Source organism: Actinomadura sp. 9N215, from assembly GCF_044326345.1.
Classification (GTDB): Bacteria; Actinomycetota; Actinomycetes; order Streptosporangiales; family Streptosporangiaceae; genus Spirillospora.
The window spans coordinates 12,690-32,369 of the sequence record NZ_JBIRBA010000015.1; the positions used below are offsets into that span (position 1 = coordinate 12,690).

At 71.7% G+C, this 19,680-nt stretch carries 11 protein-coding genes and 1 pseudogene; 6 read left to right on the plus strand and 6 right to left on the minus strand.

Annotation, left to right across the window (positions count from 1 at the left end):
• Nucleotides 1-40: 40 nt before the first annotated feature.
• Both ACH34T_RS23905 and ACH34T_RS23910 read right to left on the minus strand, forming a co-directional pair.
• Nucleotides 41-2,479 carry a serine/threonine-protein kinase gene (locus ACH34T_RS23905; protein ID WP_396023127.1) on the minus strand — a complete coding sequence of 813 codons (2,439 nt, stop codon included), beginning with the start codon at nucleotides 2,477-2,479 and terminating at the stop codon, nucleotides 41-43.
• A gap of 12 nt (nucleotides 2,480-2,491) precedes the next feature.
• On the minus strand, nucleotides 2,492-3,013 hold the full coding sequence (locus tag ACH34T_RS23910; RefSeq protein ID WP_396023128.1) for a DUF4282 domain-containing protein: 522 nt from the start codon (nucleotides 3,011-3,013) through the stop codon (nucleotides 2,492-2,494).
• A 517-nt stretch (nucleotides 3,014-3,530) separates the two neighbouring features.
• Here ACH34T_RS23910 and ACH34T_RS23915 point away from each other — a divergent pair.
• Nucleotides 3,531-5,015: a CpaE family protein gene (locus ACH34T_RS23915; RefSeq protein ID WP_396023129.1), complete on the plus strand. Its 1,485-nt coding sequence runs from the start codon at nucleotides 3,531-3,533 to the stop codon at nucleotides 5,013-5,015.
• A gap of 231 nt (nucleotides 5,016-5,246) precedes the next feature.
• Nucleotides 5,247-5,864, plus strand: a complete 618-nt coding sequence (locus ACH34T_RS23920; RefSeq protein ID WP_396023130.1) for a prepilin peptidase — start codon at nucleotides 5,247-5,249, stop codon at nucleotides 5,862-5,864.
• A gap of 69 nt (nucleotides 5,865-5,933) precedes the next feature.
• Here ACH34T_RS23920 and ACH34T_RS23925 read toward each other — a convergent pair whose 3' ends face one another.
• On the minus strand, nucleotides 5,934-7,787 hold the full coding sequence (locus tag ACH34T_RS23925; RefSeq protein ID WP_396023131.1) for an LCP family protein: 1,854 nt from the start codon (nucleotides 7,785-7,787) through the stop codon (nucleotides 5,934-5,936).
• Nucleotides 7,788-8,353: 566 nt separating this feature from the next.
• On the opposite strand from ACH34T_RS23925, the gene ACH34T_RS23930 reads away from it, so the two are divergent.
• Both ACH34T_RS23930 and ACH34T_RS23935 read left to right on the plus strand, forming a co-directional pair.
• Nucleotides 8,354-9,262, plus strand: coding sequence for an aKG-HExxH-type peptide beta-hydroxylase (locus ACH34T_RS23930; protein ID WP_396023132.1), 909 nt, complete (start codon nucleotides 8,354-8,356; stop codon nucleotides 9,260-9,262).
• Between the two features lie 170 nt (nucleotides 9,263-9,432).
• On the plus strand, nucleotides 9,433-10,695 hold the full coding sequence (locus ACH34T_RS23935; protein WP_396023322.1) for an MFS transporter: 1,263 nt from the start codon (nucleotides 9,433-9,435) through the stop codon (nucleotides 10,693-10,695).
• 47 nt (nucleotides 10,696-10,742) lie between these two features.
• Here the strand turns inward: ACH34T_RS23935 and ACH34T_RS23940 are convergent, their stop codons facing one another.
• The 3 genes and pseudogenes from ACH34T_RS23940 to ACH34T_RS23950 all read right to left on the minus strand — a co-directional run bounded on the left by ACH34T_RS23940 (nucleotide 10,743) and on the right by ACH34T_RS23950 (nucleotide 17,556).
• Nucleotides 10,743-12,749: a BTAD domain-containing putative transcriptional regulator gene (locus ACH34T_RS23940; protein WP_396023133.1), complete on the minus strand. Its 2,007-nt coding sequence runs from the start codon at nucleotides 12,747-12,749 to the stop codon at nucleotides 10,743-10,745.
• A gap of 22 nt (nucleotides 12,750-12,771) precedes the next feature.
• Nucleotides 12,772-14,900: pseudogene (locus ACH34T_RS23945) on the minus strand (prolyl oligopeptidase family protein).
• Nucleotides 14,901-15,063: 163 nt separating this feature from the next.
• Entirely contained in the window at nucleotides 15,064-17,556 is a 2,493-nt protein-coding gene (locus ACH34T_RS23950) for a hypothetical protein (RefSeq protein WP_396023134.1), read from the minus strand.
• 127 nt (nucleotides 17,557-17,683) lie between these two features.
• Here ACH34T_RS23950 and ACH34T_RS23955 point away from each other — a divergent pair, with 127 nt between their 5' ends.
• Complete coding sequence (locus ACH34T_RS23955; protein ID WP_396023135.1) at nucleotides 17,684-18,925, plus strand: sensor histidine kinase; 1,242 nt, start codon at nucleotides 17,684-17,686, stop codon at nucleotides 18,923-18,925.
• Entirely contained in the window at nucleotides 18,922-19,635 is a 714-nt protein-coding gene (locus ACH34T_RS23960; RefSeq protein ID WP_396023136.1) for a response regulator, read from the plus strand. The genes ACH34T_RS23955 and ACH34T_RS23960 overlap by 4 nt, the downstream gene beginning before the upstream one ends.
• The last annotated feature ends 45 nt before the right edge of the window (nucleotides 19,636-19,680 follow it).

Genomic DNA, 19,680 nt, shown 5'->3' on the forward strand with positions numbered 1-19,680 from the left:
GCTCACGCGTTCCTCGCCGTTCACGCGTTCTCTTCGCCGTTCACGTGTTTGCCCGGCCGCTTCGGGACTCCCGCCAGCGGTGCAGCCGCATGCCCGCCATGACGGCGTGCGCGAACGCGCCCGCCGCCATCAGCAGCAGCCACAGCAGCGACCCGAGCGGCATCACCGCACCCAGCAGGATCAGGACGATCAGCAGCGGAAGCGTCCCCGCGAGGAACAGCAGCCCGCATCCGGGCCGCCCGGTCCGTCGCGCGGAGCCCGACATCCCGCGGGACGCCTTGGACACCCCGGACAGCATCCGCCCGGCGCCCGCGAGCACTTTGGAGAACAGCGACCACGGCCCGCCGGGCAGATAGTCCGTGCCTTGCGTGCGCGCCAGCATGACTTCGCTGCCGCACTGCACGGCCCAGGCGACCACCGACGCCGTGACCATGAGCCCGAGCGACGCGCCGGACGACCGCTGAAATCCGCCGACGGCACTGGGCCCGGTGTCGTCGCCGCCAAAGAGGGTGTCGACGATCCAGCTCCCGAGCAGCCAGAACGCGAGCAGCGGGAGCGTCCACAGGACGGCGCGGGCCGTGGCGGCGCCGCGTCCGGCGAGCCGCTGCCGCTCGCGGTCGGCCCATTGGGCGCGCAGCGCCTCGTCCTGCCGTTCGGCGGCGAGGCGGTCGCGCGCCTGCGCCTCGGTTTCCACGATCGCCTCGGGGGCGGCCAGCGACACCGCGAGCAGGCGTAGTGGGTCGTCGCCTGCGCCGTCGGCCATCCAGGTGAACCACGGCGGGGGCTCGGTGACGGAAGCCCGCGCCCGCGCCGCGCCGTCGGCGAGCACCTGCCCGGTCTGCGCGGGACGTGCCGCGAGCGCGAGCAGGGTGAGGAGGACGATGGGCGGATCGTCCGTTCTGGCGTCCAGGAGGCGTGCGTTCAGTCCTTGGGGTGTCGCCTCTTGGGAGCGCAGCCAGCGGGCCAGGTCGTTCCACACCGTGGCGTAGGCGCGCCATTGGTCGTCGATGCGGGCGAGGTCCCGTCCGCCGCCGGAGTCGGCGTCGAACCCGGCCAGCGCCCGTAGCAGTCCTCGGTCCCAGAGGTCTCGTCCGATCCGGCAGGCGAGGTGATGGTCGGGGTGGCGGCGGTCGTCGGCGAGGGCGGCGAGGGCCGGCAGATCGTCGGCCGTCATCCGGCGGCCCAGGTAGTGGGGCGGGAGCTCCGGGTCCAGCCAGCGGACCAGGTGCAGGAGCTTCACATCGGACGGCAGGCGCGTGGTGAGGTGGCCGTCGACGAGATCGATGCGGCCGTCGTCGTCGGGCAGCTCCGCGATCCAGTCGCGCAGGGTCCGCCACGCCTCCCCGGACTCGCCGCGTCCGAAGAAGTACTGGGCGGCGTGGTCCCAGTCTTCGATGAGCGCGCGCGCCAGGTCGTCCCGGCGGGTGAAGCGCCTGCCTTTGAACGGGAGCCCGCTGGTCGTTTCCGGTTGGGGGCTCTCCTCGGTGACCGGTGGCGAGCCGCCGTTTCGCCACTCCTTTATCTGCGTGCCCGTCCATCTTCTGCGCGGGTCGCGGGTCAGCAGGCCCTGGCACAGCAGGCGCAGTCTCGGGTCGGGGACGTCGTCCGCGCCCACCGGCCGCGTCGCGAGGTGGTCGACCACCACGGTCTCGCTCAGTCCCTGGAACGGGGCCCGGCCCGTCGCCATCTCCCGGACGATCATGCCGAGCGACCACCAGTCGCGGGCGGGCGACACCTGGCCGGACAGCGACTCCGGCGCCGCGTAGGCCAGCGTCCGCGACGACGACGCGAACACCACGCTCTGGTCGAGCACCTTGCTCAGCCCGAAGTCGGCGATCGCCAGCCGCACCGGGGCGGCGCCCAGCACCAGGACGTTCTCCGGCTTGAGGTCGCGATGGACGATGCCCGCCCGGTGCAGGGCCGTCAGGCCGTCCGCGAGCTGCGCGGCGAACTCGGCGGCGGTCTCCGGCGGGAGCGGGCCGTCCTGCAGCAGTGAGCGCAGGTTGCCGTCGGGCGCGTACGCGGCGACCTCGTAGTCGCGTCCGTCCGCGTGGCCGGTCTCCAGGATCCGCAGGACGTGCGGCGAGTCCAGCGCGGGCAGCTTCGCCCAGACCTCGCGGTCGGCGCTGTACCCGCGGCGGAAGATCTTCGCCACGTACTCGTCGCCGCGTGCGTCCCGCACCAGCAGCAGATCCGACTCGGCGCCCTGCACCGGCAGCTCGGCGACGGCCTCGTACCGCTCGGCGAGCACCGCCGGGAGCCGCATCAGCGATTCGCCGCCGCCGGAGGCCGCGCCGCCCGCGGCCGTGCCGCCGCCGGAGGCCGTGCCGTCCCGGCGTGTGTCCGCCGCCGGGCGCGGCCCCGGCACCCGTGCGTCGCGCCGGGTCGACCCCGCGTCCCGCGCCGGACCCGCGGCGTCGCGCCGCGTGTCCCGCGGCGGCGTCCCGCCGCCGGGCCGGGTCTCGTCGAACTCGCCCACCAGCAGCCCCGTCTAGTCCTTGTCCTTGATCGCCCGCAGATACTCGCTGATCTTGAACTGATTGATCACGAACTCCAGGACCATCCGCGTCACGAGCACCTGAAGGAGCCAGATGAACGGAGTCGTGAGAAGGAGTACGAGGCCGACCGTCGACCCCTCCTCGAGGTACGCCAGCCCGTACCACGCCAGGACCAGCGCCACCAGGGTGATCGGGACCAGCGCCAGCATGTAGACGATCTTGACCACCTTCGCGGTGATCATGTGGTCGAAGTTCATGTCGAACAGCGTCCCGACCACGCCCTTGCCCGCCCGCTCGCGCGGATACGGAGGCGTCCACTCCTGCTGGCGGTCCTGTGGCCCGAACCCCGGGCCGGGCGGGCGAGGGCCCGGAACGGCGCCCGGATGCTGCTGCTGAGGTGGGGGCGGCGGCGGACCGTAGGGGTCACCCGGGTGGCCGGGGCCCGGCTGACCCGGTCCGGGCTGGCCGGGGGCCTGCGGGCGCGGTGGGTGACCGGGGTCCGATGGGTGCGTCATCGCCGTCGTCTCCAGAGTGGGGCCGCCTACAGGACGACTCTAGAGCCTGCACCTCGTCCGCGCCGGAACGAACTGCGCGACGGTCGCCCCGCGCCGGAAAGTCGGGGATTGGGTTCGAGGTTCGGCGAGTCGTCATGTCCAGGGTCCCAAGGCCCATTCTCCGGCCGATTGCGGCGCCGGGACGAGTCGTTGGTCTGACGCGTCCTCGGCAGAAAAGTGCGGTGCGAGGATGCTGAATTTGGAATGGCTCGTTCCAATCTTTGTCGTGGTGCGTTGGCCGGGGCCTTGGTTGATGATCGCACTGTTCGGACGGGACCCCTCCCATGGGTGATTTCCCACGTCAGGATAGTTTTCGCCAGATTTCCCGAACCTGCTCTCCGGTGTCGCGAACCTGGACAAAGCGGGCGTCATTCAACAATGCGATGTCGACGGTTAAATGCGGTTCACCCGACTGGAAGGGGTAATCGCCTTGCGTGGTGAGAATTGGTATGACTGTCGTCAAGCCGTCCGTGACCGAGTGACCGCGGTCGTGCTCGCCGGTGACTTTCCCAGCACGGGAATCCTGAAGCCCGCCGCCGCCCAGCGCACCGGCGACGACTCCCCGCCCGCGTTCATCGACCTCATGGCGTACGCGCTCGGACGGCGACCGGCCGTGCTGGTCGTCTACCCGTCGTGGAAGGGCGAACAGGTCCGCAGGCTCATCAGGCTGGCCCGCTCCGCCCTGCTGACCGACCGCATCGCCGGGGCGCCCATCGACGTGCCCCCGCTGGCGCTGTCGCTGATCGCCGACCAGCTGACGTTCGCGTCGTCGTACGCCAGGCCGGGCGTCCTCGCGAGCCTCGCCGGGCGGTTGTGCGAGAGCGTCCGCACCGGCGCGTGGGTGAACAGCGTCGCCCACCTTGAGCACATCAAGGCGGGACTCGACGCGCACATGGCGTCGTACCTCCCGGGCAAGGGTTTCGCGGTCTCGGCCGGAACCCGGCCCGGGGTGCACCGCATCACCGCGGCGACCGGTCCCCGAGTTCGCCTCGCGCCCCGCGGATCCGGTGCTGATGTTATTCGGCCACGAGAACGGCGACGTCGAATGGCTGCGGGAGAAGCTGCGGCCGCGGGCAGGGCCCGGCTCGGACGGCTCGTGGCCCTGTGCGGCGCCAAGGGCGGGGTCGGCGCCACGACGCTGGCCGTCCATGTGGCCGTCGCGGTCGCCGGCGCCGGGCGGACGGTGTGCCTCGTCGAGATGGACCTGCAGAAGGGCGACCTGTCCGCCTACCTGGACGTCCAGCATCGGCACAGCATCGCCGACCTCGCGGCGGCCGCCGGTGACGACGCCACCGGCGACCTGGACGGCGCGGTCGTCGCCGAGGCCCTGTACGCGCACCCCCTCGGACCCCGGCTGCTGCTCGCGCCCGCGCACGGCGAGGACGCGGAGGAGATCTCCGCCCGCGCGAGCAGGCGGATCCTCACGCTGGTCAGGTCGCGGTTCGACGTGGTCATCGTGGACGGCGGCTCGCACCTGTCCGACGCCGGCGCCGTGGCGGTGGAGGTGGCGGACGAGGTCGTCGTGGTGGCGACGCCCGACGTCCCAGCGCTGCGCTCCGTCAAGCGGCTCACCGGCATGTGGGGACGCCTCGCGATCCGCAGGCCGGACGACGTCTCGGTCCTGCTGGCCAAGCACGGCAAGCGCAACGAGATCCAGCCGGACCTGGCCCGGAAGCTGATCGGCTCGCCGCTGCGGAAGGTCACCGTGCCCCCTGCTTCCGGGCCCTGGAGGAGGCGGCGAACACGGGACGGCCGGACGCGGTGCGCAACGCGGACTTCCGCAAGGCGGTGGGACAGGTGGCCGCCGACCTCGGCCTCCTCGGCGACGCCCCCGAACCGGAACCGCCGCCGAAGACCGGCGACCACGGCAAGTCCAGGGACACCCAGCTCAAGACAGAGATCGGACGTTTCGCCACCGAAAAGCGGCCCGGCACAACACCGACTCAGGCCCAATCGCAATTAGGGCCCGCCTTTGTAGAAATGGTTCTCAGGGCCCTGGCCGTCATCACTGCCGCGCCATACGCTCGGTCATTGAAAACGTGATAGGCAATGATGTCCGTGCCCGGCATAAGGTAACCCGGCCCATGCGTGCCGGATTGATTGACGCAGGACGCCGCAGGTGGCCGTACGGTTGGTGTGCCGGGGCGAAGCAGGCAAGCAGGCCGGATCAGGGCGAGGTGCGATGGTCGCGTTGGTGTTGCTTCCCGTGGGGTTCGTCGTCGGGCTGCTCGTCGCGCCGCTGGCGGCGCCGTTCGCCGGTGACGTCCCGCGCCGCCGCGGCGTCCTGATGGGCCTGGTCACCGCCGCCGTCTACGGGGTGCTCGGGTGGCGGGTAGGGCTTGAGCCCGTCCTGCCCGCGCTGCTCTACCTCGCCGCGGTCGGCACGCTTCTCGGATTCATCGACGTCAAGGTCAGGAGGCTTCCCGACCGGTTCACGCTGCCTTCCTACGGCATCGCGGCGGCACTCCTGGCCGCCGCCGCGCCATTCACCGACGACGGCCTGCGACGTTTCGAGTACGCGCTCATCGGCATGGCGGCGCTGTTCGCGCTGTATTTCGTCCAGGCGTTCCTGGTTCCCTCCGGCATCGGCATGGGAGACGTGAAACTGTCCGGCGTCCTCGGCCTCTACCTCGGCTGGTTCGGGCAGGACGCCTGGATCCTGGGCCTTCTGGCGACGTACGTCCTTGGCGGCGTGGCCGGGGTCGGCATTATGATCGTCCGCCGTACCCGGAAAGGCGAGTTCGCATTCGGCCCCTACATGCTCGCCGGTGCACTCCTCGCGCTCCTTGCCATTTCCGCCCCCACGACCTGAACTCGCATATTCCTTAGGAACGCGGTGGACGGGACCCCGGGCGGCGCGCCGCGGGCTACGGGACGTCGGTCAGCCGCAGAGCTTCTCGCCGCCCTTAACCCCTCCGCCTATCTTGTTGATGGCGGGCGGGGCGAGCCGCACTCCATTCTTGCCGATGATGAGCCGCACACCGTCCGCCGGAGCCTCGGCGTCAGGGGTGAGGAGGGCGTCGGGAAGGTCGCGCGCGAGCGCCGACGCCTGCGCTTCGGCGGACGGCGCGAAGACGATTCGGCTTTCGGGCGCCGAGGCGCCCTTTTCAACCTTCTTCGCCACTTTGAAACCGCGCTGCCGGAGCTGCTTCACGACACGTCTCACCAGCGCGCCCTGTCCACCGGCGGCGACGACGGTGACGTTCACCTTGCCGGGGTCCGGCGGCGCCTGCTTGGCCTTGACGGGCTCCGCCGGTTCGGCGGGCAGCTCGTTGTCGTGGCGGATCGCGTCGAACAGCGGCCTGGCCGCCTCCTGGCTCCACTGGACGCGGTTCGGGTCGGGCGCGTACCGCTCGACCGGGACGGTCACGAACCGCACCTGACCAGCGCTCATGCCCTTGAGACCGTCGGCCAGCTTCCGCATCGCGGACAGGTCGAGGTCGTCGTCCGTCGTCACCGACTTGGTCGCGGCCTTCAGGAACTTGTACGTCTTCGCCGGGTCGGTGAGGACCGCGCCGCTGGTGGCCTTGTCGACGACCGCCGCCATGAACTTCTGCTGGCGTTCGATCCGCTCCAGATCGGACCCGTTCCCGAGCGAATAGCGGGCTCGCACATAGCCGAGGGCCTGCTCACCCTTCACGGTCTGCTTCCCGGCCTTCAGGTACAGCTCCGCGCGCGGGTCGTGGACGGGCTTGTCGACACAGATCTCGACGCCGCCCAAGGCGTCCACCATCCGCTTGAAACCGGAGAAGTCCACCTGGACGAAATGGTCGATGTGGATTCCGGTGAGCGACTCCAGCATCTTCCACGTACAGGTCGGCCCCGCGAAGGCGAACGCCGTGTTCAGCATCCCGAATCGCGCCGGGACGGTCCCGCCTTTCTCCTTCTCGCACGCGGGGATCTTCACCATCGAGTCGCGGGGAAAGCTGATCCCGACCGCTTGGTCCCTGTTGGGCGACAGATGCAGCAGGATCGCCGTGTCCGACCGCGCCCCCGCTATTTCCGCCGACCCGCCGTACTGGGCGTTGTCGCCCTCGCGCGTGTCCGACCCGATCAGCAGAATGTTCAGCGACTTGTTCAGCTTCTTCGGCCGATCGGCGCCGAGCTGATCGGTGACGTGCTTGGTTCTGATGCCGCCGACCAGATCGTGATACAGCCACCCCGCTCCCGCGCCGCCGAGAAGCATGACGACGACCACGCCGAACGCGACCCGTCGAAGAACCTTCCGCGGCCGCTTACCGCCTCCGCCCGCGGCGCCCTCTTTCCCGTCCTCTGCCCCAGCGCCTCCAGCGCCACCCGTGCTTTTAGCGTCGTCAGCGTCACCCTCCGCCGCGTTCACCGACTCCGCGACCCCGGTGCGGGGCTCCTCCGTCGCCGGGGCTCCCTCGCCCTCGTCCTGCGGGGCTTCGGCTTCGGCGTTTTTGGGCGTGTGTTGGCTGGGCGCGGTTGACGGGTCGTCCGTCTGGGAGGGCTGGCCGGTGCCGGGCGTGGTTTGCGGTGCGTGCGTGCCGAATGGCCCCTCGGCAACCGTGGCGGTGCGGTTTTGGGTCTCGTCGAACACGATGTCGCCGGTCGCCGTGCTGTCTTCCCGCCTGGACACGGGTGACTCGGGGCCGTCCGCCTGTGCCGCTGACGCAGGTGCCGGGTCATCGCCCTTGCCTGAGGGATCGGCAGGGGCGCTGTGGGCGGCCTTGTCCCCCGCGAGATCGTCGCGGCCGGGGTCGTTGTCGCTCATCGGTCCCGTCTCGGCGCGGGCCCTGGTCAGGGCGCGTGGTTTGCGTAGTCCGTCAGTCTATGAAGGCGGCGGGAATCACGGGAAAGCGTGCACCTTCACTTGTTGGATGCGCGAGACGTCCGTTTTGTTGACAAGGCTGCCGAAAACCTGACGTCGCGACGGCGCGAGGTCGGTTCGTCACTTTCCGTCCGCTCCCCGCCGGCGGGTGGGCGCGCCGCCAGCCGGGTGCGCGGCCACGCCTTTTGTTCGGGGTGGGGCACTTTGCGGGTTCATTCGCCATCGGTGTCGGGGCCCGTGGGAGGCAGGGAAATCGGTCGCTCACCGGGGCGGTTAGCGGTCGGTTGGCCTCCGGTGAGGACGGCTGAAGCACGCTTGTCGTAGCCGACCGAAGAGCGGGGGTGATTCGAGATGAGTAAGAACACCAGCGACGTCAAGCAGCTCAAGGTGACCAAGCTCTTGAACGTTCCGATCATGATTCAGAGCGAGTACGTCGGCTGAGCTCGGCGGGTGCCGAAACCATGATCGCGGATCGGGCTTACTTCAGCTGAGATCGAGGAAAAGAGAAAATGGAGCTGCATTGGAAGCCCGATCCTGAGAGGGCGCGGCTCGAACGAGCCGCGCTCTCTCTGTTCATCGGGCAGCAATTGGAAGACCGGCTCGGCTGGGACGCCGACGAGCTGAGCGCGGAACTTGACGGGGATCTCGCCCATCCGGCCATGTTCGTGGCCCTCTGGTCGATGGTCGAAGGCAAGGGTCCGCGATCGTCACGGGACGAGGTCGTCCAGACCGTGCGGGAGAGTCGCCTGCGCGCGGCCGAAGGGGTATGGCACGGGACGCTCGCCGTGGACCTGGTGCCGCCGGAGCAGACCGTGCTGGCACCGACCCTGATCCGGGCCCGGGAGATGACACGGCGGATCGACGGGACGCCGCAGACGTTCACCTTCCACCACCCTGACCGGATAGGGGCTCGTGATCAGATCTTCCAGGTTCGCGAGCTCATCTCGGACTGTTGGCCGGAGATGCTCGCCGAGCTGGAGACGACCGTGTCGTGCCTGGCCTTCTTCACCGCCGGTGCGGCGATCGGGTTCGCCGACGTCCAGACGCATGGCCTCATCGCACTGCGCAGGCAGGATCTGTCCAACGTGACGATCCTCGCCGAGGAGATCATTCATGAGTCATCGCACGTACGGCTCAACGGAATCATGTCCAGCACGGAGTGCCTCCTGGACGACGGAGGACGGCTCTACACGACGCCCCTGCGAAAGGATCCGCGTCCGGCGCCCGGTCTGCTACATCAGTTCTTCGTGCTGGCCAGATTGCGCGAATGGCAGTCCCGGCTGGGAGCCGAAGCCATTCCTGAACGAGTGGAGCGGCAGCGCAAGCAGCTGATCTTCGCCTATGACGTGGTGAACAAGGACCTGCCGCTGACCGACGCCGGGCGGGAATTGGTCTCCACCGTAGGGCCGGTGGGATAGCCGGGCAGGGGATGGGCCGCCGCCCCTCCTGGACGGCCCGCCCCTCGCCCATCCGGCGGCCCGCCCCTCGCCTTCCCGGCGGCCCGCCCCTCGCCCACCCCGGCGGCCCACCCCGGCGGTCTATCCCGCCCTCTCCGTCTCCGTCTCTCCTGTGACGTCTCTCTGTGACGATGATGCTGACCAAGGCTCCGGCGCACGCGGACAACGCCGCCTCCGCTCTTCCCCGTCCTTATCTGATCTGGCTCGGTGCCGCCGTCACGTCGATGATCGGCGACGCGGCCTTCTCGGTGGCGCTCGGGTGGGCGGCGACCGCGCACGGCGGAACCGCCGCCGGCCTGGTCTTCGGGTGCCTCACGGCGCCGAAGATCGCACTTGTGCTCATCGGCGGCGCCGTGGCCGACCGGATCGGCCCCCGCCTGGTGATGCTCGCAGGGGACGCCATGATGCTGGTCACCTGCCTCTCGATGGCCGTCGCCACGATGCTCGTCGGCACGCCGCTCTGGCTCCTCGTCCCGGTCGCCCTGATCTGGGGCAGCGTCAGCGCCTTCTACGTACCGGCGTTCCATTCCATGCCGCGGCGCCTGGTGAACGACGGGCGAATGCCCCGTGCGCTGGCGCTCAAGCAGTCCGGCAACCACCTCGCCGCGCTCGCCGGAGCCCCGCTGGGCGGCCTGATCCTGGTCTCCGGAGGAATGGCCGCGACCGCGGCGGGCAACGTGCTGACCTACGGCATGGTGCTGCTCGTACTCGTCCTGATACGGGTGCCCTTCACGCCGACCGAGCGGCGGACCGGCCTGGTACGCGAGGCCCGGGACGGTCTCGGCCTCGCGTTCCGCGACCCGCCGCTGCGGACCGCGCTGCTGGTGCTCAGCGCGGCGATCGGGCTTTTCGTTTCGGTGTCCACGTTGCTGATACCGCTGCTCACCAGGGCGAACGGACAGACCGCGACCGTGGCCGGAGTACTCCAGGGCAGCATGAGCGTGGGCTTCTTCGTCGTCGGACTCACGGTCGCGCGCCGCGGAGGCGCCGACAGGCTAGGCGTCGCGTCCGCCACCGGAATCCTCGTTATCGGCTGCGGAACGGTGCTGCTGGCGGCGGCCCCCGCCCTGCCGGTGAGCATCACCGCCGCGGCCCTCATCGGCGCCGGGCAGGGGCTCTTCTCCACGCACATCGCGACGCTGATCTACTCCGCCTCGCCCGACTCGCACCTGTCCCGCGTGTCGGCGACCATGTCGCTGGTGCAGTTCGTCAGCGCCGCCGTCTCGGTGGGCGTGTTCGGAAGGTTCGCCGACGGCGTGGGCGCGGTGGCGGCGACGGCGACCGGGGGGACGCTGATCGTGCTGGTCGGGCTGTGCGCGCTGGCCTCCAGGCCGTTCCGGACGGCCCGCGGCGCAAACGGCGAAGCGACCGCCACCGACGGAGACCGGGACTGATGCCGATGGACGGCGGGGCTGATGCCGATGGACGGCGGGCGCGGATCTCACATCGGGCTCGCCGTCCGGGGCAGGAGCGGTGCGCGGTGAAGCGCCAAGGCCGTCTCCGCACGTCGCACGGTGGCGGTGAGGTTTCGCTGCGGTTCGTCGGCAGCGGCCCGTTCGCGTGCGTACAACCGGACGAGGTCGCGGGTCCGATACTGAGGGCAGCCGGGGTGCGCGTCGGCGACGGTGTCGATGAGCTGGGCGTCCACGAGGTCCTCGAAGGACTCCCGCGCCTCCCGGACGGTGGCGTCCAGCAGCAGTGCCCCCACCCAGACGGGGACGACCGGAGCGGTCAGCCACCCGAGCCCGCGTAAGAGCCGGGCCGCCGGTTCGGCCAGCCTCCGGTAGGACAGGGCCAGGCTGGCTCGGACGCTCAGCTGCCCGTACTCCAGCACGCGCAGCCGGTGAGCCGGGTCGGCCATCCGTTCGACCAGCCGGGCCACCCGCGACTGCGGCTGATCGATCAGCCTCGCCGCGACGATCCGGATCGCCAGCGGAAGCCGCTCGCACAGCCGGACCAGTTCCCGCGCGGCCTGCGGTTCCCCGGCGAGGCGTTCGGGGCCGACGAGCCGGCGGAGCAGCTCCAGCGCCTGGTCTTCGTCCGGATCCCGCACCCTGATCTGCCGGACGCCCGCGATTCCGGACAGCCCGGCCCTGCTGGTGATGATCACCCCGCAGCCCGGCGACCCGGGAAGCAGCGGGGTGACCTGCGCCTGGCCCGCGGCGTTGTCGAGCACCACGAGGATCCGGCGACCGGCCAGCCGGGCGCGATACAGCTCCGCCCGCGCCTCCAGCCGCTCCGGGATGTGGTGTTCCCCGACGTCCAGCGCGCGCAGGAACCTGGTCAACACCTCCGCCGGGGAGGCCGGACGCGTGCCCAGGCCGCCGAGGTCGGCGTACAGCTGGCCGTCGCCGAACACCTCGCGCAGGCCGTGCGCGGCGTGGACGGCCAACGCCGACTTGCCCGCTCCGCCGTGTCCCACCAGCGCCCAGACGGCCGGTGCGGTCCCGTCCCCGGGCCGCACCCCCCGCCGGAGTGCGTCGAGTTCGGATGCCCTGCCGGTGAAGTCCGGCACGTCCGTCGGCAACTGGCACACGCCCCCCGGCCGCGAGCCCGACGGGCCGGGCACCTGAGAGCCCGACGGGCCGGGTGCCTGAGAGCCCGACGGGCCGGGTGCCTGCCAGCGCGACGGGTCGGGTGCCTGGGAACCCGAGGGGCCGGGTGTCTGGGGGAGCGGTGGGTCGGGCGGCTGGGGGCGGGGGTGGGTTTTGCCGCGTAGCAGGTCCGCATGCGCGCCGCGGAGAAGCGCCGACGGGTCGACGCCGAGTTCGTCGGCGAGGCGTGCTCTGACGCGTTCGTAGACCCGGAGCCCGTCGGCGCGGCGCCCGCTCGCGCCCAGCAAGGTGATGAGACCCGCGTGGACGGCCTCGTCGAAGGGCAGATCCGCGGCGAGCTCCTGGAGTGGGACGAGCGCCGCGCCCGGTCTCCCGAGTTCGAGCGCGAGGCCGGTGAGCTCGTGTGCGCAGCCGACCCGCCTCCGCTCCAGCCGTGCCACCACGGGATCGTCGTGGAAGGAGTCACCCGCTGACCCCACCGCGGGTCCGTGCCACAGCGCGAGCGCGGTTCGCAGCACGTTGAACCGCTCGTCGAGGTCGGGTTCGCGGAGCGCGGCGTCGGCCAGCGCGGTGAACCTGGAGGCGTCCACGCTCTCTTCCGGGACGTTCAGCAGATAGCCGGTCCCGGTGCTGACGACGCCGTCGTCCAGCCCGGCCGACTCGGCCAGCCATTTCCGCAACCTCGAAATGGTCATGTGCACCGCACCGCGGCTGGAACCGGCAGGTCCCCAGACCAGGTCGATGAGCCGTTCGGTGCCGACCGGCAGGCCGGGGGTGAGCAGCAGCGCGGCCAGCGCGGCCGCCGCGACCGGGCGGGACATCTCCAGAACCCGGCCCCGTGCCCGGACACGAAGCCCGCCGAGGATCTCGAACGAAACGTCCGGCCGGTCCATGAGCCGTCGTCCCCGAGGGGTTCTACCGGCCCCGCACATGCCCGCGTGCGGGCGCCGGGACCGAATCGAGGCTGAGGCCCGTCTGCGCGGCGATGAAGGACAGCACGTCGACGGCGTTGGCGATCGAACGGCCGGTCGCGCGTGATCCGTGTCCTAACGCCGGCTCCACCCGGAGCAGGATCGGACGATCCGAGGCGGTCGCGTGTTGCAGTGCCGCGCACATCTTGTAGGCGTGCATCGGATCCACCCGAGAGTCCTGTTCGAAGACTTTGAACAGGACCGCCGGATAATCCACGCCTTCTCGGACGCGGTGATAAGGCGAATAGGAGAGCAGCCATTCGAACTGCTCGGGGTCGTCGGCGCTGCCGTACTCCGCCTTCCACGCGGGCCCCATGCCGAACCGCTCGTATCGCACCATGTCGAGCAGCGGGGCCACGCACACCGCCGCGCGGTAGAGCTCGGGACGCTGGGTCATGGCCGCGCCCACCAGGAGGCCGCCGTTCGACACACCGAAGATCGCCAGCTTGTCCGGGGTCGTCCAGCCCCGCTCGATGAGCGTCTCGGCCGCCGCGTGAAAGTCGTCGAAGACGTTCTGCTTGCCGCCGAGCATTCCGGCCCGGTGCCAGTCCTCGCCTTCCTCGCCGCCGCCACGCAGGTTCGCGATCGCGTAGACGCCGCCCGCCTCGACCCACGCCAGCAACGACGGGGAGTAGGACGGCCGAAGCGACACCCCGAAACCGCCATAGCCGTACAGGATCGTGGGTCGTGGCCGGTCGTCCCCTTCCGGGACGTCGATCACCATCATGCGCGCCTCGGTGCCGTCCTTCGACCGGTAGGTGATGAGCCGCGTGCGCACGTCCGGTGCCTTCACCATGCCCGGGGCCGATGCCCACAGGCCGGTCTGTCCCGTCGTGGCGTCGTAGCGGCAGATCGCGGTCGGCGTGACGTTGTCGGTGAAGGCGAACCACGCCTCGTGGCCGCCCACGGGCCGCTCGACGATGCCACGGATCGTGCCCCGTCCCGGGGTCTCCACCGAGCCGATGCGCTCACCGGTCGCCAGATCGTGGACGGAGAGCTCGCTGACCGCATGGCGGGTGGAACCGGCGAGCAGGACGCCCTGGCCGAGAACTGATCCGTCGAGGATGGTGAACTCGGTGAGCACCGCCTGCGGATCCTCGGGGATCAGCTCGCGCCAGGACTCGTACGCCGGAGCGGCCGGGTCGAAGACGCAGAGCCGCCCGCGCGGCGCGTCGCGGTCGGTGAGGACGTACGCGCGTCCGTCGCGCCCGACATGGACGACGGCGTCCGCGTCGACCCCCTCCTGGACGACCGTGAGCGCCGGCGCACCGGGCTCGGCGGCCTCCAGATCCGCGATCCACAGATCGGTGCGCGTGGCCGTGCCGGGGGACGCGGAGAGGACGAGCCAGCGGCCGTCCCCGCTCACCGAGACGTCGTACTCGTTGGTCTCGTCCAGCCCGGCGCCCAGGATCGGCAGATCGGCGTCCGGTGAGGTGCCGACACGGTGCAGGTAGACCTGCCGTCGAGACCCGGTCTCGCCCCCGGCCGCCGCACCGGCCGGTAAACCGCGTACGTAGTAGAAGGCCGTACCGCCGGGCAGCCACGCGACCGGCGAGTACCGGCACTGGCCGATCGGCCCCTCGATCCGCGTACCGGACTCGACGTCCAGCACATGAAGCTGCGACTCTTCGCGCCCCCCGGCGGACACCTGGTAGGCCAGCAGCCGTCCCTCCTTGTCCGGCTCCCAGGAGTCCAACGTGGTCGAGCCGGACGGGTCCAGATCCATCGAGTCGATCAGCGCCCGTTCCGGGTCCCCGTCCGCGGCCACCGTGAAGAGCACCGGGTGCTCCTGCCCGGGTGCGCGGCGCAGGAAGAACCGCCGATCACCCGCCACACCGGCAGGCCGATGTGACCTGCGTCGCTGAGTTCGGCGATCCGTGCGCGGAGCCGGTCCCGGCCCGATAATAATTCGCCCATCGCGCTGTGGAAGAGCGTTTCCTGGGCCTCCAGCCATTTCTCTCTGTCGATGTTCTGCTCGTCTTCCAGCCACCGATAGGGGTCGGCGACAAGGCGGCCGTGAATCTGTTCGGCGATATCCTGTCGAGCAGCTGATGGGTACGATGATCGGCTCATTATCGAATTCCCGTCTGGTGGGTTCCGGCCCGAGCCCCGGCATTGCCGGGGCCGGTGGACGCGTCGACGCTCATGCTGTCGAGCACACCACCCTGACCCCGGCCCCGGCCCTGGCCGCCCGGCCACCGATCATGGCCGGGCGGCCAGAACGACGAATGCCGGGTCATCGTTTGAGCTGGATCCAGGACACCGAGGGCGGGATCGGGCGGCCGGCGAGGGTTCCGGCGAAGGTCAGCTCGTAGTCCACGCCCGGACGGGGTCCCCGGCCCGCGGCGACGGTGTAGGGCACGCTGACGCGGCCCTGGGCCGGGATGGTGATCGTCGTGGCGGTGCCCGGGCGGATCGTCCAACCGCCGGAGACGCGTCCGGACACGGTGATCTTCCGCGGGCGGTCGCCGAAGTTGTAGGCGTCGAGCCACATGCGCGTGGTGGCGTCCATCCGGTAGCCGAGGGGCGGTTCGGTCTCGCCGTTGTCCTTGCCGGGGGCGGCGTTCGCGGCGGTGTACCGCTGGCTGAGCACGATCTGCTCGGCCGCCGATGGCCCGCTCCGGGGACGCTCCTCGCCGCGCGGACGGCCAGGGCGGCGTTCGGTGCGGCGCGACACGAGGTAGATCGGGTCGGGTGAGGCCGTCACCTGCGTGGTTCCGTCCCCGGCCTGGTTCGCGGTGCCCAGGGGTGCGCCCATGATGTCGTAGCGGCCCGCCGGTCCGGACACCGGGACCTTCACACGGGTGGGCTTGGCCGCCCACAGCACCGTGACCGTCGTGGTGCCGCTGTCGAAGACGTGGCCGGAGACCCCCGCGGGAAGGCCAGGCAGCCGCCGGACGAAGTCCGCCCTGCCCAGCAACGCGGTGAGGGCGGCGTGCGCGCTGTACGCGGGCAGCGGCTGGAAGCCGCGGCTGAACACCGAGAACGTGATCCCGTCGTCGGTCAGCGGCGGTCCGGCGAACCAGAAGTGCTTGTCCACCCCGGCCGCGAGGTCTTCGACGGCCGACCGGACCAGGTACCGCGCCTGCTCGGACTGCCGGGCCCGGGTGGGGTCCCGTCCGGGCTCGACCGGCAGGAAGATCCCGGATTCGGTCATCCACATCCCGGTCGAGCCGCCATGCCGCCGCCACAGTTCGCGCTGGTCCTCGGCGGAACTCGGGACCTCGGGCTCGGGCGCCCCCGGCGGCCACGGGTAGCCGTGGAACGACCAGATGTCGGCGTACCGGACGACGTCGCTGCGCAGCATCAGTTTCTGGTAGGGGGTGTCGCTCGCCATGCCCGGCAGCGCGATGAGCGGCCGGTCGCGGCGGGACGCCACGCCGAGCGCGGCCGCCTTGACGTAGGCGGCCTGCTGGTCCCCGGTGCCGGCGGTGGCGTCGACGTCGGGCTCGTTCGACATCTGGACGACGTCGGGCCGGATCCCGGCGGCCTTGCCCGCCACGTGCCGGGCGTATCCGTAGGCGAGGCGCAGGTCGGCCGGGAGCGGGACGGACGTCGGGGTCATCGCCCACGCGGGCGGGTCTTCGATGACCTCCAGCGTTTTGAGGCCGTGGCCGTGGAGCGCGGCGGTGACCTTGTCCTGCGGGGTCGGCGCGTAGCGGCCGCGGCGCGGCTCGGTGGCGGGCCAGGACCGGCCGTCGCGCACGTACCCGGCCCCCATCTGCCGCAGCGCGCCGGCCAGCGCGTCCAGCCGGGCCGACGGCACCAGGGCGCGGACCCAGGTGTTGACCCCGAACCGGTTGCCCGCACCGTGGACGGGCCGCTGCCGGGGCAGCCGCGCGAAACGTCCGACCACCGGCACCCCGGCTGGTGCCTCGGACAGCGTTCCGGACAGTGTCGCGCGCGTCGTGTAATGGCCCGGCGGCAGGTCCGGCAACGCGACGGTCGCCGTCATGGCACCTGCCGGAATGGTGACGTTCCCGGAGGTGACCCGGACGGAGCGGTGGTCGCTGATGTCGTACCGGACGGTCCGCGCGGCCGCCGTGCGCGCGTTGAGGCGGAAGTGCAGGTCAGCCCGCGACCGGTAGACGCCGAGGTTGGCGGCGGGGTCCTGGATGTGGACGTCCGACAGCGCGACCGGTGTCGGCGTCAGGGTGAACGAGTCGAGCAGGAACCAGTGGAGCACCGACCCCGCCACGGCCACGGGCTCGTCGATCCTGAAGGTGATCGTGTTGGCGCCCCGGCGCAGCTCGACGTCGCCCAGCCGCAGCCGGTAGAGGTCACCCCAGGCATGCCGAGCCCCCACCCAGTACGCCTGCGATCTGGCGACCTGCGCGGACGGACCGCCGTTGACCGCCAGGTGGAAGGTGGAGCCGATCTCGGCGTCCTCCACCTGCTCAACCGGGGAGGACGCCGTCGCGTCCAGCCGGTACGGGCCCGCGGCAGGCGCGTGGACGGTGTACGTGGCGTACCAGCCCTGCCCCTGGGGCCTGCGTGGCGTGGCCAGAGCCAGGTACTGTCCGCCGGACGCCCGCTTGTCGGCCGCCGCGGGGATGTCGGTCCGGGTCGCGGACTCGCCTTCGATCTCGATCGGGGCCGCGGCGGCGCGCGCGTTCGCCTGCGCGCCGGTCACGGTGGTTACGGTGGTCGGCCCTAGTCCTAATGCCAGCGTCGCGGTGACGGCGGTGGCCGCCTTTCCGCGCCCGGCGAGTGCGTTGACGACGTTCATGCGGGCGAGCCCATCACCGGACCGCGGCGGCCGCCTCGGCCGTCCGGCCTCCGATCCTGGCCGGGTGGCCACGAGCACCGGTCGATCGGCCAGTGCCGTTCGCCCGATCCGTCCCTAGGCTCGGCTCATGCACCGGATCCGCCGGGCCGCCGCCGTCACCGGGACCCGGCGCCGGACCGCTCGCGACTGGGCCGCCGACGCCGCGCTGATCGGCGGCGCGTGGCTGGTCTGGGCCGACGCGTGGTGGACCCTTCCGCAGGAGAGCGGCCTGCCCGGCTGGATGATCGCGATCGACTCCTGGCTCGGCGCCCTCGCGTGCCTGGCGCTGTGCTGGCGGCGGCGCTTCCCGCTCGGACTGGCCCTGCTGCTGGCGCCGCTGCTCACGGTGTCGGCCGCCGCGACCGGCGCCGCCGTCGTCGCCGTGCTCACCGTGGCCGTCCATCGGGACTGGCAGGTCGCCGCGCTGGTCACCGGGCTCAACCTGCTGATGGTCGTTCCCTCCGGGCTGCTCTTCCCGCCGCCTGGCAGCACCGGAGGGCAGAACGCGGTGTCCCTGGTCCTGATCTTCGTGGCGCCGCTCGGCTGGGGCATGGCCGTCCGGGCCCGGCGGCGGCTGGCGGCCGCCGCGCGCCTGGAGGCCGAGCGGCGGCTGCGCGAGCACGCGTTGCAGGTCGCCGACGCCCGGCGGGCCGAGCGCGCGCGGATCGCCCGCGAGATGCACGACGTGCTGGCCCACCGCGTCTCCCTGCTGGCCATGCACGCCGGGGCGCTGGCTTACCGCACGACCCAGGCCGAGACGGGAAAGGGGCCGCCGCTGGAGGCGGCCGAGGTGCGGGAGGCGGTCGAGGTCATCTGCGGCAACGCCCGCCTGGCGCTCGACGAGCTCGGCGACGTGCTGGCGGCGCTGCGCTCCGACGACGCCGGAGACGACGCCGGCGGTCCCGGCACCGGGGGCCTCGTGCCGCGCCGGCCGCAGCCGCGCATGGCCGAGATCGCCGCCCTGATCGACGAGGCGCGGGCGGCGGGGCAGCGGATCGCGTTCGACGCCGGGGACGTGCTGGACGCGGCGGCCCCGCCGCGTCCCCAGGTGCAGCGCACCGCCTACCGCACCGTCCAGGAGGGCCTGACCAACGCCCGCAAACACGCCCCCGGAGCCCCGGTCGCCGTCCGGCTCGCAGGACGGCCGGGAGACGGCCTGGAAGTGGTGGTGACCAGCGCGATGACGGACCCCGCCGACGCGACCCTGCCCGGCGCCGGACGGGGCCTGGCCGGCCTCGCCGAACGGGTAGCACTGGACGGCGGCACCCTGGAGCACGGCCCGCGCGACGGAGCCTTCCGGCTCGCCGCCCGGCTACCGTGGCCGCCATGACCGAGGAGACGCCCGCGCCCGTGGAGGCGCCCGCGCCCGTGGAGGCGCCCGCGCCCGTCCGGGTCCTGCTCGTTGACGACGACCCGCTGGTGCGCACCGGGCTGCGGCTGATGCTGCGCGGCGCCCCCGACCTGGCGGTGGTGGGCGAGGTCGCCGACGGCGCCGGCGTCGTCGACGCCGTGTCCCGCCTGCAGCCCGACGTCGTCCTCATGGACGTGCGGATGCCCTACCTGGACGGCATCGCCGCGACCAGGGCGCTCACCGCCCGCGGGGACGGGGCGCCGGACGTCATCGTCCTGACGACGTTCGGCGACGACGCCAACGTCGTGGCCGCGCTGCGCGCCGGGGCGGCCGGCTTCCTGCTCAAGCACGCCGGGCCCGCCGAGATCGTCGACGCCGTCCGGCGCTCGGCGGCGGGCGAGCCGGTGCTCTCGCCGGCCGTGACGCGCACGCTGATCGACCGCCTCACCACGCGACCGGCGGAGGACGTCCGCTCCGCCGAGGCCCGCCGGCGCATGACCGCGCTGTCGCGACGCGAGCGCGAGGTGGCGGCGGCCGTCGCCGAAGGCCTGCCGAACTCCGAGATCGCCGAACGCCTCTTCATGTCGGTCGGCAGCGTCAAGGCCCACATCTCCAGCGCCCTGACGAAACTCGACCTGTGCAACCGCATCCAACTCGCCATCCTCGCCCACGACGCGACCGACCCCTGACCCATGCCGTTGTGTACTCGTCTCCATTCCGCTGGGCAATAACAA

Bases quoted from the DNA above. Each gene is read 5' to 3' on its own strand.
- ACH34T_RS23910 (WP_396023128.1), bottom strand. From the start codon at position 3,013: ATGACGCACCCATCGGACCCCGGTCACCCACCGCGCCCGCAGGCCCCC.
- ACH34T_RS23925 (WP_396023131.1), bottom strand. From the start codon at position 7,787: ATGAGCGACAACGACCCCGGCCGCGACGATCTCGCGGGGGACAAGGCC.
- ACH34T_RS23930 (WP_396023132.1), top strand. From the start codon at position 8,354: ATGGAGCTGCATTGGAAGCCCGATCCTGAGAGGGCGCGGCTCGAACGA.
- ACH34T_RS23935 (WP_396023322.1), top strand. From the start codon at position 9,433: ATGATGCTGACCAAGGCTCCGGCGCACGCGGACAACGCCGCCTCCGCT.
- ACH34T_RS23940 (WP_396023133.1), bottom strand. From the start codon at position 12,749: ATGGACCGGCCGGACGTTTCGTTCGAGATCCTCGGCGGGCTTCGTGTC.
- ACH34T_RS23950 (WP_396023134.1), bottom strand. From the start codon at position 17,556: ATGAACGTCGTCAACGCACTCGCCGGGCGCGGAAAGGCGGCCACCGCC.
- ACH34T_RS23955 (WP_396023135.1), top strand. From the start codon at position 17,684: ATGCACCGGATCCGCCGGGCCGCCGCCGTCACCGGGACCCGGCGCCGG.
- ACH34T_RS23960 (WP_396023136.1), top strand. From the start codon at position 18,922: ATGACCGAGGAGACGCCCGCGCCCGTGGAGGCGCCCGCGCCCGTGGAG.